The 13,784-nt window shown below is 66.2% G+C and carries 11 protein-coding genes; 8 read left to right on the top strand and 3 right to left on the bottom strand.

The genetic code is table 11. The features are described from left to right. Positions 1-61: 61 nt before the first annotated feature. Both KGM94_RS02265 and KGM94_RS02260 read left to right on the top strand, forming a co-directional pair. Positions 62-787, top strand: a complete 726-nt coding sequence (locus tag KGM94_RS02265; protein ID WP_300254489.1) for a cyclic nucleotide-binding domain-containing protein — start codon at positions 62-64, stop codon at positions 785-787. A 167-nt stretch (positions 788-954) separates the two neighbouring features. Continuing rightward, positions 955-1,680 carry a Crp/Fnr family transcriptional regulator gene (locus tag KGM94_RS02260; RefSeq protein WP_300254488.1) on the top strand — a complete coding sequence of 242 codons (726 nt, stop codon included), beginning with the start codon at positions 955-957 and terminating at the stop codon, positions 1,678-1,680. Between the two features lie 133 nt (positions 1,681-1,813). On the opposite strand, the gene hcrB is transcribed toward KGM94_RS02260, so the two are convergent. Genes hcrB through hcrC form a run of 3 tightly spaced genes read right to left on the bottom strand, consistent with a single transcriptional unit; the run spans position 1,814 to position 5,603 of the window. Further along, positions 1,814-2,788: a 4-hydroxybenzoyl-CoA reductase subunit beta gene (gene hcrB / locus KGM94_RS02255; protein WP_300254486.1), complete on the bottom strand. Its 975-nt coding sequence runs from the start codon at positions 2,786-2,788 to the stop codon at positions 1,814-1,816. Next, a complete protein-coding gene (gene hcrA / locus KGM94_RS02250) occupies positions 2,785-5,115 on the bottom strand; it encodes a 4-hydroxybenzoyl-CoA reductase subunit alpha (protein ID WP_300254484.1) in 2,331 nt (776 codons plus the stop codon). The genes hcrB and hcrA overlap by 4 nt, the downstream gene beginning before the upstream one ends. Further along, entirely contained in the window at positions 5,112-5,603 is a 492-nt protein-coding gene (hcrC, locus tag KGM94_RS02245; RefSeq protein WP_300254482.1) for a 4-hydroxybenzoyl-CoA reductase subunit gamma, read from the bottom strand. The genes hcrA and hcrC overlap by 4 nt, the downstream gene beginning before the upstream one ends. Positions 5,604-5,779: 176 nt before the next feature. On the opposite strand from hcrC, the gene KGM94_RS02240 reads away from it, so the two are divergent. From KGM94_RS02240 to KGM94_RS02215, 6 genes are all read left to right on the top strand, one after another. Then, positions 5,780-7,351: a benzoate-CoA ligase family protein gene (locus KGM94_RS02240; protein ID WP_300254480.1), complete on the top strand. Its 1,572-nt coding sequence runs from the start codon at positions 5,780-5,782 to the stop codon at positions 7,349-7,351. A 122-nt stretch (positions 7,352-7,473) separates the two neighbouring features. Beyond that, complete coding sequence (locus KGM94_RS02235; protein WP_300254477.1) at positions 7,474-9,087, top strand: benzoate-CoA ligase family protein; 1,614 nt, start codon at positions 7,474-7,476, stop codon at positions 9,085-9,087. A gap of 32 nt (positions 9,088-9,119) precedes the next feature. Further along, on the top strand, positions 9,120-10,325 hold the full coding sequence (locus KGM94_RS02230) for an ABC transporter substrate-binding protein (RefSeq protein WP_300254474.1): 1,206 nt from the start codon (positions 9,120-9,122) through the stop codon (positions 10,323-10,325). A gap of 19 nt (positions 10,326-10,344) precedes the next feature. Beyond that, positions 10,345-11,214, top strand: a complete 870-nt coding sequence (locus KGM94_RS02225) for a branched-chain amino acid ABC transporter permease (RefSeq protein ID WP_300254471.1) — start codon at positions 10,345-10,347, stop codon at positions 11,212-11,214. 4 nt (positions 11,215-11,218) lie between these two features. Beyond that, positions 11,219-12,997: a branched-chain amino acid ABC transporter ATP-binding protein/permease gene (locus KGM94_RS02220; RefSeq protein ID WP_300254468.1), complete on the top strand. Its 1,779-nt coding sequence runs from the start codon at positions 11,219-11,221 to the stop codon at positions 12,995-12,997. After that, positions 12,994-13,710 carry an ABC transporter ATP-binding protein gene (locus KGM94_RS02215; protein WP_300254465.1) on the top strand — a complete coding sequence of 239 codons (717 nt, stop codon included), beginning with the start codon at positions 12,994-12,996 and terminating at the stop codon, positions 13,708-13,710. The genes KGM94_RS02220 and KGM94_RS02215 overlap by 4 nt, the downstream gene beginning before the upstream one ends. Positions 13,711-13,784: the final 74 nt, after the last annotated feature.

Genomic DNA, 13,784 nt, shown 5'->3' with positions numbered 1-13,784 from the left:
GTCAAGGACGACAAGCGCGCCAGTCGCATGAATTGCGGGCGGCTCGCTTGGGATCTCCCTCATGTCCTCGAAACTCACGGCCGGCGATCTCCAGGTGATTACCCGCACCGCGATCTTTCGCGGACTGAAAGCGGAAACCGTGGAGCACATCATCGCGCCCGCAAATGCCGTGATGCTGCGGCCTCACGAATGGCTGTTTCGCCAGGGTGAGCCGGCGACCGCGTTCTTCATCGTGATCGATGGGTTGGTGAAGCTGTTCCGCATCTCTCCGTCCGGCGACGAAACGGTGATTCACGTCTTGCAGAAGGGCGAGGGGTTCGCCGAGGCGGTCGCGTTCACGGGAAACCGATATCCGGCGACCGCCGAGGCGGTCAGCGGGAGCCGGGTCGCGCGAATCCCGGCGGATCACATCATCCGGTGCATCCGCGAGAATCCCGACATCGCCTTGGCGATGGTGGCGTCGACGTCGCAGCATCTGCATCATCTCGTTCAGCAGGTCGAACAGCTCAAGGCGCAGAGCGGGGTCCAGCGCGTCGCCGAGTTTCTCGCGTCGCTGTCGCACGCCCGGCACGGCAGATGCGAGATATCGCTTCCTTACGACAAGATGCTGATCGCGGCCCGGCTCGGTCTCACGCCGGAATCACTGTCGCGGGCCTTCGCCAAATTGCGCGAGATCGGCGTGACCATTCACGCCTCGCAAGTCACGATCGACGACATCGCCAGGCTTCGCCGGATCGCGGCCAACGACCGCAGCACCGTGCGCGGCACCCTGCGGCCGATCCGCTGACGCGACGTCGGCGGCTCGTGTGCGCTGCGCAAGCGCAGCAAGCTGCATTGCAGCGAAGACGGGCGCGTGCGGCGCAGCATGAATTCACCCGAGCGATTTGATGCGGATCAAAGCCACGCGGCGGGTCAATCGCCCCATATGGCGCACATATGGTTGGAGACCCTGGAATGTCTTCAAAGCTGACAGCCGGCGACCTGCAAGTCATCACCCGCGTTGCGGTGTTCAGAGGACTGAAGCCGGAGACCGTGCAGCACATCATCGCGCCGGCGACCGCAACGATATTGCGGCCGCACGACTTGATCATGAGGCAGGACGATCCGGCGACGGCGTTCTTCATCGTGGTCGACGGCTGGGTCAAGATCTCCCGCGGCACGCAGTCCGGCGAGGAGACCGTCATCGACATGATGACGAAGGGCGACAGCTTCGCCGAGGCGATTGCGTTCTCCGGCGGCCGATACATTGCCACCGCGGAAGCGGTCAACGTGGCGCGGGTCGCCCGCATCCCCGCCGACCACCTGATCCGCTGCATCCGCGCGAGTCCGGACATCGCGCTTGCGATGATCGCGTCGGTCTCGCAGCGCATGCACTACCTGGTGCAGCAGGTCGAGCAGCTCAAGGCGCAGAGCGGCGTGCAGCGGGTCGCGGAATTCCTGGCCTCGCTGTCCCTGGCGGAGCGCGGTCACTGCGCGCTCGCGCTGCCCTATGACAAGATCCTGATTGCCGGCCGGCTCGGCCTGACGCCCGAATCGCTGTCGCGCGCCTTTGCCAAGCTGAGGGGCGTGGGCGTCACCATCAACGCGTCGAAGGTCAATGTGGCCGACATCGTCGCGTTGCGCCGGATCGCCGCAGACGACCGCAACGCGGTACGAGGCACGCTGCGGCCGGTGCGCTGATCTACGACAAGGTTTGATTCGGACGGAATGTGAGGGGCGACCGACAAGGCGCGCGCCACCCGCAAAAGATCGAGATCGAGGCGACGGCGGTCATTCCGGCGACGCAGAGCGCTCGGTTCAAGCCGGATGGAGGTCAGGCCGGGCGGAGATCTGCGATCAGGCGCCGTGCCAGCGCGGCGGCCGCCACGCGGCGATAGTTGGCCGACGTCAGCGTGGTGCGCATCGGTTGCACCTGTTTTTGCACCAGCCGATCGACCTCGGCCAGCAGCTTGTCGTCGATGGCGCGCCCCGCCAGCGCATCCGTGCCGGCGAGCAGGAACGGACGCGAGTTCGTGCCGGTCAGCGCCACGTCGAGCGAGGCGATCGCCGGTCCCGACGTCGCGAGCGCGACCGCGACTCCGGCCAGCGGAAAATCGATCGCGGCGCGCGTGCGGATCTTGGCGTAGGCGGAGGCCGGCGGGGCGGGCGGCAGACGCACGGCCGTGATCAACTCGCCGTCGGCCAGCGCGAGATGGGCCTTGCCGTCCTCGATGTAGAGCTGGCTCAGGGGGAGGCGGCGCAAGCCCTGCTCGCCGAGAACGTCGATTTCGGCGCCGAGGACCAGCAACGCGGGCGCGAGATCGCCGCTGAACGCGGCGTGGCAGCGTTGTCCCTGCGGGGCGACGTGGCAGGTGTCGCCGCGGTTCTTGAGACAATAGGCGTTCGCGTGCCGCCACCATTCGCTCTGATTGTAGTAGATGCAGCGGGTGTCGAGGCACAGATTGCCGCCGACCGTGCCCATGGCGCGATGGCCGGGGCCGGCGATGGACGCGGCGGCCTGCGCCAGCGCGCGATAGCGGGCGGCGATCACCTCGTGGCGGGCGAGGGCTGCGATCGTCACGCCGGCACCGATCGTGACGCCATTGTCGTCGATCCGGAATTCGGTGAGCGCGTCGATCCCGGACAGGTCGATCAGCACGTCCGGACTGCTGATGCCGCGCCGCATGTTGACCAGCAGGTCGGTGCCGCCGGCGACGAAGCGGGCGGCGGGGTGATCGCGGCGCGCCGCGATCGCCTCCGCGACGGTCCGGGGCGCGGCGAGACGGAACGTCGGCAACAGCGTGCTCATGATGCGGCCTTCAGCGCACGGGACAGCCGTGCTTTCCGCCGGCGTTCGATCAGCGCGTCCATGATCCGGTCAGGGGTCGCCGGCAGTTCGTTGAGGTCGATGCCGATCGCATTGGCGATGGCGTTCACCAGGGCCGGCGGAAAGCCGGCCAATGCGCCTTCGCTGGCTTCCTTGGCCCCCATCGGTCCATTGGGGTCGTAGCTTTCGACGATGTGGGTTTCGATCGGCGGGGAGTCCATGATGGTCGGCATGCGGTATTCGAGCATGCTGGCGTGGGCCGGCAATCCGTCGAGATAGCGGGTTTCCTCGGACAGCGCCTGGCCCATGCCCATCCAGACCGATCCCTGCATCTGCCCTTCGACCGCCAAGGGGTTGATGGCGCGGCCGCAGTCGAGCGCGACCCAGACCTTGTCGACCGAGACCTGTCCGGTTGCGTCGTCGACGCTGACCTCGACGACCTGGGCGGCGTAGCTGAAGCCCATCGTCGAGCCGACCGCGCCGCCGCGGTGCTTGCCGCCTTGCGCGTCGGGCGGACAGGTGAAGGCGCCCTTGACGGTGATGGCGCCCTCATTGACCAGCGCTGCCGCCACGACGTCGGCGAACCGCAGCGCGGACTGCTCGCCGTGCCCGACGCGGAACGTCTCGTTCTCGCATTCCACGTCTTCGGGACGAGCCTCGAGCTTGCGTGCGGCGGTGGCGATGAGCAGCTCCTTCAGCTTCCTCGCGGCGTCGATCGCCGCGTTGCCGACCATGAAGGTGATGCGGGACGAGTAGGCGCCGTTGTCCTTCGGCGTGACGGCGGTATCGGCCGAGACGACCCGCACCCGGTCGAGCGAGACGTCGAGCGTCTCGGCCACCGCGATCGCGACCATCGTCGAGGACCCTTGGCCGATGTCGGCGGCGCCCGTGAGCGCCGTGACGCCGCCGTCGAAGTCGAGCTTGAGATGAACCACCGCGTGCGGCTCGCCGGTGAAATGGATCGGCTTGGCCGCGCCGCTGACGTAGTGGGAACAGGCCATGCCGAGACCCTTGCCGGGCGGCAGGCGGCCGATGCGCTCCTTCCAGCCGCTTGCACGCTCGACCCGGTCGAGACATTCCGGCAGCCCGTAGCTGTTGACCACGAGGTCGTTCACGGTGCGGGTCGGCGCGTGCAGCAGGTTGGCGCGCCGAACCGCGAACGGATCGAGGCCGAGCTCACGCGCCATGCGGTCTACCAGGGTCTCGAAGGCATGGCGGGTGTCGACCGAGCCGTGCCCGCGCATCGCCCCGCAGGGCGGCAGGTTGGCGTAGACCCGGTAACCGTCGTATTTCGCGGCCGGAATGTCGTAGATGCCGTGCAGCAGCGAGCCGGCATAGAGGATGGTGATGATGCCATAACCGGCATAGGCGCCGCCGCGCTGCACCACCTGCAATTCGCATGCGGTCATCCGCCCGGTCTTGCTCATCCCGAGCTTGAGCCGGATGTCGGTATGGGGACGGGCGCGGTGGGTGATGAAGGTCTCCTCGCGGCTGAGCTCCATCAGCACCTTGCCGTTGGCGGCGCGGGCGAGCAGCGCGGTCACGATCTCGAAATTGAGCGCCTCCACGCGCGCGCCAAATCCGCCGCCGATGAAGGGCTTGATCACCCGGATCCGCGACGTATCCATGTCGAGGCATCGCGCCAGCATCAGGTGCAGGTAGTAGCCGACCTGGGAGACGGTCTGCACGGTGAGGCGGCCGGTCAGCGGATCGAACTCGGACAGGCTCGCATGCGGCTCGATCTGGGCGTGGTTGATCTCGGCGCAGGAGAACGTCTCCTCGCGCACCAAGTCCGCCGCGGCGAAACCGACGTCGATGTCGCCGAACTGGTGATGAACCTCGCGCTCGACGTTGCCGGGTTTGTTGTCGTGCAGCAGGATGGCATCCGGCGCGCGAGCCTCGGCCGGCGTATAGTAGGCGGGCAGCTCCCTGATCTTCAGCTCGATCAACTCGAGAGCGCGTTGCGCCGTCTCCGCGTCGACGGCGGCGACCGCCGCGATGGGTTCGCCGCGATAGCGCACGCGTCCGCGGGCCAGCGGATATTCGTTCATCGCGATCGGGAGCACGCCGTAGGTGTAGGGACAGTCGTCGCCGGTGACGACCGCCGCGACGCCCTCGAGATTGCGCGCGGCGGATACGTCGAGGCCGACGATCTCGCCATGGCTGACCGGGCTGCGCAGAATGCGCCCGACCAGGGCGCCGGCGTGGTCGAGGTCGGCGGTGTAACGCGCGCGTCCGGTGACCTTCTCGACGCCGTCGATCAGGGGAACGCCGCGGCGAGGGGGCCTTGTGCCCGCGTCAACGCTCATGACCCGGCCTCCACGGCCGTCCGCACGGCCTCGATGATCTTCACGTAGCCCGTACACCGGCACAGATTGCCCGCGAGCGCCGTACGGATCTCGTCCTCGGTGGGGGCCGGATTGTCGCGCAGCAGCGCCTCGGCCGCCATGATCATGCCCGGGGTACAGAAGCCGCATTGCGCGCCGAGCTTCTCGTGAAAGGCGCGTTGCAGGGCGCTGAGACGTCCCTGCGTCGCCAGCGCCTCGATCGTCTCGACGCTCCGCCCCTCGCAGCGCGCTACCAGCGTGATGCAGGACGGCACGGCCTCGCCGTCGACCAGGACGGTGCATGCCCCGCATTCGCCGCCGTCGCAGCCGGTCTTCGTGCCAGTGAGGTGCGCGACCTCGCGCAGATAGTCGACCAGCAATTGCGTTTCGCCCACGGCGTCTTCGCGCCAGCGCCCGTTCAGTCTCAATCTCAACAGGCGCTTTTTCGGCTCCGAGGCGGGTGCGTGCATCGTAGGACCCCTGATCTCGATCGTCAGGCTGCGCCGTCCGACGCCGTCGTTCCATGACAAAAATCAAGCCGTGCGTCACGAACCATATGATGTCGAACGGTCGACCTGACGGAAGTCAAGGAAAGGCCGTCGGTCCGCCGTCTAGTGTGAGGAACGATCAACGTTGGGCGACGCTCATGACAGCGCTTCGCGATTACAATGCAGCGGTCGACTTCGTGGACCGTCACGTTGCCGAGGGTCGCGGCAACAAGATCGCCTTTATCGATCCTTCACGAAACCTGACCTACGGCGAATTGCGGGATTCGGCGGCACGCATCGGTCCGATGCTGGCGCGCATGGGAATCGAGCCCGAGAACAGGATTGCGCTGGTTCTGCTCGACACCGTCGACTTCCCCATCCTGTTCTGGGGAGCGATCCGCGCGGGCGTCATTCCCGTTCTGGTCAATACGCGGCTGACGGTCGATCAGTATCGCTATCTGTTCGAGGACTCGCGCGCCAAGGCCGTCTTCGTCTCGACGGCCTTGCTGGCTGACGTCCAGGAAGCCGCCAAGGATCTGCCGAACCTGAAGGGCATCGTCGTCGTCGGCGGTGGTCCGGAATCGGTGCCGCGGCTGGATTCGCTTCTCGCAGCCGAGAACGAAGGCTCGGCGCCGGCCAGGACCGTCGCCGACGAGGTCGCCTACTGGCTCTATTCGTCCGGCACGACCGGGAATCCGAAGGGCGTCATGCATGTGCATTCGAGTCCGCGGATCATGGCGCAGAGCGCCGGCCAGCAGCGCATCGGCTATCGCGAAGACGACGTGGTCTTCTCCGCCGCCAAGCTGTTCTTCGCCTACGGCCTCGGCAACGCCATGATCTGTCCGATGTGGGTCGGGGCCACCTCGGTGTTCTATCCGGAGCGCCCGACGCCGCAGACCGTGTTCGAGATGCTGCGCGGCTATCAGCCGACGATGTTCTTTGCGGTGCCGACGCTGTATGCGGCGATCCTGGCCGATCCCGAATGCAGGCCGGAGAACATGTCGAAGCGTCTGCGGCTCTGCTTCTCGGCCGGCGAGGCGCTGCCCTCCCACGTCGGTAAGGCGTGGAAGGCGCGATTTGGTCTCGACATCGTCAATGGCGTCGGCTCGACCGAATTGGGCCACCTGTTCCTGACGAACCTGCCCGACGCCGTCGAGTATGGCACGTCGGGCGTGCCGGTCGACGGCTTCAAGCTCAGGCTGGTCGACGAAAACGCGCAGGACGTCGGCGACAACGAGATGGGCGAGCTTCTGGTCAAGGCGGAGTCGGCGGCGGCGGGCTACTGGAATCAGCGCGAGCGATCGCGCCGCACCTTCCTCGGCGAGTGGACCCGCACCGGCGACAAGTACATGCGGCGACCGGACGGGGTCTATACCTACTGCGGACGCACCGACGACATGTTCAAGGTCAGCGGGATCTGGGTGTCGCCGTTCGAGATCGAGGAGGCCCTGGTCAGCCACCCCGCGGTCCTCGAAGCCGCCGTCGTGCCGGCCTCCGACGACAACGGCCTGATCAAGCCGAAGGCCTTTGTCGTGCTGCGGAACCGTCCGGACGATCTCGGCCGCGCGCTCTACGAAGAGCTCAAGGTGCACGTGAAGCACGCCATCGGTCCCTGGAAGTATCCGAGATGGGTCGAGTTCGTCGACAGCCTGCCGAAGACCGCGACCGGCAAGATCCAGCGATTCATGCTGCGCGACCGTCACGGGATCGCGAACGGTGGAGACCTCTAGGACGCCTCGACCCGCATGACCGAAGTCAAGGGTTAATCGCGCCGCAACTGATATGAGCCGGCGAAGATCGATCGGCGGAAATTGTCAAACCGGGTTTGTCGGAGCGAGGACGGGTCGAGGCGATGCAGAGTCATACGGTCGAGATCGACGCGTCCGAGCACCCGCCGCGCCTGCGATTTTCGGCGGACTTCAACGTCGCCGTTCCCTTCATCGACCGGCACATCGCCGAAGGCCGCAGCGCGAAGATCGCGATCCGCTCGGTCGATGGCGACGTGACCTACGCCGATCTCGCCGCCAACGTCAATCGATGCGCGCGGCTTCTCCTGCGCCTCGGCCTGAAGCGCGGGGACCGCATGCTGATGGTCGTGAAGGATTGCCCGGCCTTCTTCTATCTGTTCTGGGGGGCGATCAAGGCGGGCATCATTCCGGTTCCGCTCAATACGCTGCTGCGTGCGACCAGCTACACCTACATGATCGAGGATTCCGGCGCCGCCGCGCTGGTCTATTCGCCCGAATTCGCCGAGGAGGTGCGGCCTGCCATTGCTGGTGCCGCCCGTGCGCCGCAAATCGTTCTCTGCACGGAGGGCGAGGCAAACTCTTTCGCAAGCCTGATTGCCGACGCCGGCGCGCAATTCGAAACCGTGGCGACGGCGGCCGACGACGACTGCTTCTGGCTCTACTCGTCCGGCTCGACCGGATCGCCGAAGGCGGCGGTTCATCGTCATCGCGACATGGTCGTTACCAGCCAGCGATTTGGCGTCGAGACCCTGGGCATCCGCGAGGATGACGTCTTTTACTCCGAGGCCAAATTGTTCTTTGCCTACGGGCTCGGCAACAATCTGACCTTTCCGCTCTGGGTCGGCGCTACGGCGGTCCTGAACGGCGCACGGCCCGGACCGGCGACGAGCTTTCCGCTGATCGCGCAATTCCGGCCGACGCTCTATTTCGGCGTACCGACGCTTTATGCGGCGTACTTGCAGCACTTCGCGACCGAGAAGCCCGATCTCTCCTCGGTCCGGCATTGCGTCTCGGCCGGCGAGGCGCTGCCTGCGGAAATCCTGCGGCGGTGGCACGAGGAAACCGGCCTTTGGATCCTGGACGGCATCGGCTCGACGGAGGCACTGCATATCTTCATCTCGAATGCCCCTGGCGACATCAGGCCGGGATCCAGCGGCCGTGTCGTGCCGGGCTACACGGCGCGTATCCTCGACGAGCGCGGCGCCGAGGTCGCCGACGGCGACAGCGGCCAGTTGCTGATCTCGGGCGACTCGACCGCACGCTGCTACTGGAACAATGCCGAGCGCACGGCGCGAACCATGGTCGATGGCTGGCTCAACACCGGCGACACCTATCGACGCGACGCCGAAGGCTATTACTACTACTGCGGCCGAAGCGACGACATGATGAAGGTCGGTGGCATCTGGTGCTCGCCGTTCGAGATCGAGTCGCGCCTCGTCGAGCATCCCGCGGTGGTCGAGGCGGCGGTGGTGGGTCGCGCCGATCGCGAGGATCTGGTCAAGCCGGAGGCCTTCGTCGTTCTCAGGCAAGGGCAGGCGGGAAGCGCCGGGCTCGCGGCCGAACTGGTCGACTTCTGCAGGAAGGGCCTCGCTCCCTACAAATATCCGCGACAGATCAATTTCGTGGCGGAATTGCCGAAGACGGCGACCGGAAAGATCCAGCGCTTCGTGCTGCGTTCCGCGTGCAAGGACGAACCATCGACATTCGGCGCGCCCTGATCGGCCGCCGCAAGGGAGAAGACGGAGGAGCCATGAGGAGTTTGCTGCGGACCATTTCACGCCGGGACCTTCTCAGGCAGACCGCGGTTGCGGGGCTGGCGTCGGCGGCGAATTTCATTCCGGCCGTTCCGGCGATTGCGCAAAAGGCCAAGGTCAAGGTCGGCTTGCTGCTGCCCTATAGCGGCACCTATGCAGCGCTCGGCCACAACATCACAGATGCCATGAAGCTCGGCTTGGCCGAGGCCGGCAACAAGCTGGGCGGTCGGGACTTCGAACTCGTCCAGCTCGACAGCGAGGCCGATCCGGCCAAGGCTGCCGCGAACACCAACAAGCTGATCGTCGGCGAGAAGGTCGATTTCCTGTCCGGCCCGGTGCATTCGGGCGTGGCGATGGCCATGGCCAAGATCGCGCGCGAGGAAGGCACGCTGACGATCGTGTCGAATGCCGGCGCCAACGCCGTCACGCGCGAGATGTGCGGAGCGAACATCTTCCGGACCTCGTTCAGCAACTGGCAGGTCTGCTTTCCGATGGGCACCGAGATGGCGCGGCGCGGCCTCAAGCGGGTCGTGTCGGTGACGTGGAACTATGCCGCGGGCAAGGAGATGATCGGCGCGTTCCGCGAAGGATTCGAAAAGGCCGGCGGCTCCGTCGTGAAGGAAATCCTCATTCCGTTTCCGAATGTGGAGTTCCAGGCCAACCTGACCGAGATCGCAGCCCTCAAACCCGATGCGGTGTTCGCGTTCTTTGCCGGCGCGGGCGCGGTGAAGTTCGTCAAGGACTACGCCGAGTCCGGCGTGAAGGCGAAGATTCCGCTCTACGGCGCGGGCTTTCTCACCGACGGCACGCTTCCCGCGCAGGGCGCGGCGGCGGAAGGCGTTTTCACGACGCTGCACTACGCCGACAGCCTGCAATTGCCGGCCAATCTTCGCTTCCGCGACGCCTTCAAGAAGGCGACCGGCCGCGACGCCGACGTCTATGCGGTGCAGGGCTACGACACGGCGCAGCTGCTGATCCGCGCAATGGAGAAGGTCAAGGGCGACACCGGCGCGACCAAAGAGTTGATCCGCGCCATGGAAGAGGCGAAGTTCGATAGCCCGCGTGGGGCCTGGCGTTACTCCAAATCGCACAACCCGGTGCAGGACGTCTATCTGCGCGAGGTCAGGAACGGCGACAACGCCGTCGTCGGTGTCGCGGAAAAGGAGGTCAGCGATCCCGGGACCGGGTGCGGGATGGCCTGACGGCCGCCACGGCAGATCCATGGATATCGGAACCATCGCGATCCAGCTTCTGAATGGGCTGCAGTACGGCCTGCTCCTGTTTCTGATCGCGGCGGGATTGACGTTGATCTTCGGGATACTGGGCGTCATCAATCTGGCGCACGGTTCCTTCTACATGATCGGCGCCTATCTCGCGTACTGGCTTTCGGAGAAGACCGGGAGCTTTGCGCTCGCCATCGCGCTGGCGCTTCCGGCAGCCCTGCTGCTCGGTCTGGTCGTCGAACGTCTCGCGATCTCGTTTCTCTATCAGCGCGATCATCTCTACCAGGTGCTGCTGACCTACGGCCTCATTCTCATCTTCAACGAGCTGCAGCGGATCGTCTGGGGCAACGACGTCCACGGCGTCGCGGTGCCGGCCATTCTGGCCGGGGTCGTCGAAATCACCGAGTCGCAATCCTATCCGGTCTACCGCCTGTTCATTTCGGCGATCTGCCTGCTGGTCGCCGCGGCCATGTACGTCGCGATCCATTCCACCCGGATCGGCATGATGATACGCGCGGGCTCGAGCAGCCGCGAAATGGTGCAGATACTCGGCATCGACGTCGGCCGGCTGTTCGCGATCGTGTTCAGCGTCGGGGCGGCGCTGACGGCGGTCGCCGGCATGCTGGCGGCCCCGATCAACTCCGTCTATCCGGGGATGGGCGAGAACGTCCTCATCATTTCCTTCGTGGTGGTCGTGATCGGAGGCATCGGCTCCATCAAGGGCGCGTTCATCGGCTCGATGATGATCGGGCTGGCCGACACGTTCGGCCGGGTGATGGTCCCGGAACTCTCCAGCATGGTGGTCTACGCGCTGATGGCCGCGGTCCTGCTCTGGCGGCCGAGCGGTCTCTACGGCGTGAAGGCTTGATGACATGCCGCCGCTGCCGCGATCGATCGCCATCCTGCTGCTGATCGCGGTGGCCGGCCTCGCGACCGTGCCGCTGGTCGGCGGCCGCTTCCACGTGCAGCTCGTCACCCAGATCTTCGTGCTCGCGGTCTTTGCGATGAGCCTCGACCTGCTGGTCGGGTTCACGGGTCTCGTCAGCTTCGGACATGCGGCATTCTATGGCCTTGGCGGTTACAGTCTTGCGATCCTGACGCGCGATTTCGGCCTGGTCTCGATGGGTGCGACACTGCCGGCGACGCTCGTCGTGTGCGGCCTCGTGTCCGCTGCGATCGGCTGGCTGTCGATCCGCACCTCCGGCGTCTATTTCATCATGATCACCCTGGCGTTCGCCCAGATGATCTACTATTTCTTCAACGACGCGCGCGGTTACGGCGGCTCCGACGGATTCTACATCCTGACCAAGCCCCGCCTCGCCATCGGGGACGTCACGCTGCTCACCCTGCAGGACCGCGCGACCCTTTATTATATGGCGCTCGTCGTCCTGCTCCTGACGGCGGCGTTTCTATGGACGCTGCTGCGCTCGCCGTTCGGGCAGGTCATCACCGCGCTGCAGGTCAATGAGGCGCGTACGCGCGCGCTGGGGTTTCCGATCGACCGCTACAAGCTGGTCAGCTTCTGCATCGCCGGCATCCTGGCCGGGCTTGCGGGCTATCTCAGCGCCGTCCAGTTCGGGTACGTCAACCCGGCCCATATGGGGTGGCGCGAGTCGGGCCGCGTCCTGATGGTCGTGATTCTCGGAGGCTCCGGGACCCTGTTCGGGCCGGTGTTGGGGGCCTTCGTCTTCGTACTGCTGGAGGATCTGCTGTCGGGCCTGACCGAGCACTGGCTGCTGCTCATGGGCGGGTTCGTCGTCGCCGTGGTCCTGCTGTTGCCGAAGGGTATCGCCGGTCTGCTGCTGAGCGCGGCCGGCAGGGCGGCGAAGTCCGGACGGTCCGCCGAGACGCATCCCGACGAGCAGCCATCCGTCCACGCGATCCCGAGGGGTGGGGTCGATCCCATCCTGGAAACCGTCGACCTCGTCAGGCAGTTCGCCGGGCTGATCGCCGTGAACCGGGTCTCGGTGAAATTCAGCGCAGGCAAGGTGCACGCCGTGATCGGGCCGAACGGTGCGGGCAAGACGACGTTGATCAACATGCTGTCCGGCGAACTGGCGCCGACCGGAGGCCACATCCGCTACAAGGGGCGCGACATCGCCGGCTGGTCGCCTGACGCCATCTCGCGCCTCGGGATCGGCCGCAGCTTCCAGGTCACCAATCTCTATCCCTCGCTCAGCGCTTTCGAGAATTGCCGGATCGCCGCGCAATCCCGGCTGCGGTCGTCGATGCGGTTTTTCCGCCCCGCTTCGCGGCTTGGCGCGGTGGCGGACCGGGCGCATCGCGCGCTTGCGCGCTGCGGCCTCGGGCCGCGGAGTCAGGACGCCGCATCGGCGCTCAGCCATGGCGACCGCCGCAAGCTCGAGATTGCGATGGTGCTCGCGACCGAGCCGGAGCTGTTTCTGCTCGATGAGCCGCTGGCGGGAATGGGCGCGCAGGAGAGCCGGGAGATCCTGGACTTGCTGCGGGCGGTTGCGCGCGATCACACGCTGATCCTCATCGAGCATGACATGGACGCGGTGTTCGCGATCGCCGACACGCTGACGGTCATGGTGAACGGCCATGTGATCGCCACCGGCCCGGTGGACCAGGTGCGCGCCGATCGGGCCGTGCAGGATGCCTATCTCGGACATCGGGATGCCGCCGAATGAGCGCCGCCGCAGCGATAGAGGCGCGGGGGATCCACGCCTATTACGACACGAGCCACGTCCTGCACGGCGTGGACATGGCCGTCGGCCGCGGCGAGATCGTCAGCCTGATGGGCCGCAATGGAATGGGCAAGACCACGACGCTGCGAACGCTGCTTGGCCTGATCCGGCCGCGGCAGGGACAGGTGCTCGTTCACGGCAGGGACATGACCGGCGCGCCCGCACACCGGGTGGCGCAGGCCGGCATCGCCATGGTGCCGGAAGGCGGCGGCATCTTTCCCAAATTGACCGTCCACGAAAACCTGATCATGGCGGCGCGGCCCGGCCGCGACGGCGGCCCCGGCTGGACGTTTGCGCACATCGTCGAATTGTTTCCGTGGCTGCACGAGCGGCTCCGTCACATGGGCGGAAACCTGTCGGGTGGCGAGCGCCAGATGCTGGCCATTGGCCGCGCCCTCATGACCAACCCCGACCTGCTCATGCTCGACGAGGCCACGGAAGGGCTCGCGCCGCTGATCCGGCAGGAGATCTGGGCCACCGTCCGGCGGCTCAAGGCGCGCGGCGTCGCGGTACTGGTGGTCGACAAGGACATCGAAACGCTCAAGACGATCGCCGATCGCTGCGTCGTCATCGTCAAGGGACGGATCGTTCACGACGGCACGCCGGCGACGCTCGCCGCCGATCATCAGATGACGATGCGCCATCTGGGCATCTGAGTTCTTGCCGCCACGGCATGGACGCGGCGCGCGCGACGACCCGTTGACTTTGGTCAAGGCACCTCCGCAGTTTC

The organism is Bradyrhizobium sp. (genome assembly GCF_028868675.1).
Taxonomy (GTDB): Bacteria; Pseudomonadota; Alphaproteobacteria; order Rhizobiales; family Xanthobacteraceae; genus Bradyrhizobium.
This window is presented reverse-complemented; position numbering and strand designations above follow the sequence as displayed.

Coding starts and splice junctions, on each gene's coding strand:
- KGM94_RS02265 (WP_300254489.1), top strand. CDS start 62: ATGTCCTCGAAACTCACGGCCGGCGATCTCCAGGTGATTACCCGCACC.
- KGM94_RS02260 (WP_300254488.1), top strand. CDS start 955: ATGTCTTCAAAGCTGACAGCCGGCGACCTGCAAGTCATCACCCGCGTT.
- hcrB (WP_300254486.1), bottom strand. CDS start 2,788: ATGAGCACGCTGTTGCCGACGTTCCGTCTCGCCGCGCCCCGGACCGTC.
- hcrA (WP_300254484.1), bottom strand. CDS start 5,115: ATGAGCGTTGACGCGGGCACAAGGCCCCCTCGCCGCGGCGTTCCCCTG.
- hcrC (WP_300254482.1), bottom strand. CDS start 5,603: ATGCACGCACCCGCCTCGGAGCCGAAAAAGCGCCTGTTGAGATTGAGA.
- KGM94_RS02240 (WP_300254480.1), top strand. CDS start 5,780: ATGACAGCGCTTCGCGATTACAATGCAGCGGTCGACTTCGTGGACCGT.
- KGM94_RS02235 (WP_300254477.1), top strand. CDS start 7,474: ATGCAGAGTCATACGGTCGAGATCGACGCGTCCGAGCACCCGCCGCGC.
- KGM94_RS02230 (WP_300254474.1), top strand. CDS start 9,120: ATGAGGAGTTTGCTGCGGACCATTTCACGCCGGGACCTTCTCAGGCAG.
- KGM94_RS02225 (WP_300254471.1), top strand. CDS start 10,345: ATGGATATCGGAACCATCGCGATCCAGCTTCTGAATGGGCTGCAGTAC.
- KGM94_RS02220 (WP_300254468.1), top strand. CDS start 11,219: ATGCCGCCGCTGCCGCGATCGATCGCCATCCTGCTGCTGATCGCGGTG.
- KGM94_RS02215 (WP_300254465.1), top strand. CDS start 12,994: ATGAGCGCCGCCGCAGCGATAGAGGCGCGGGGGATCCACGCCTATTAC.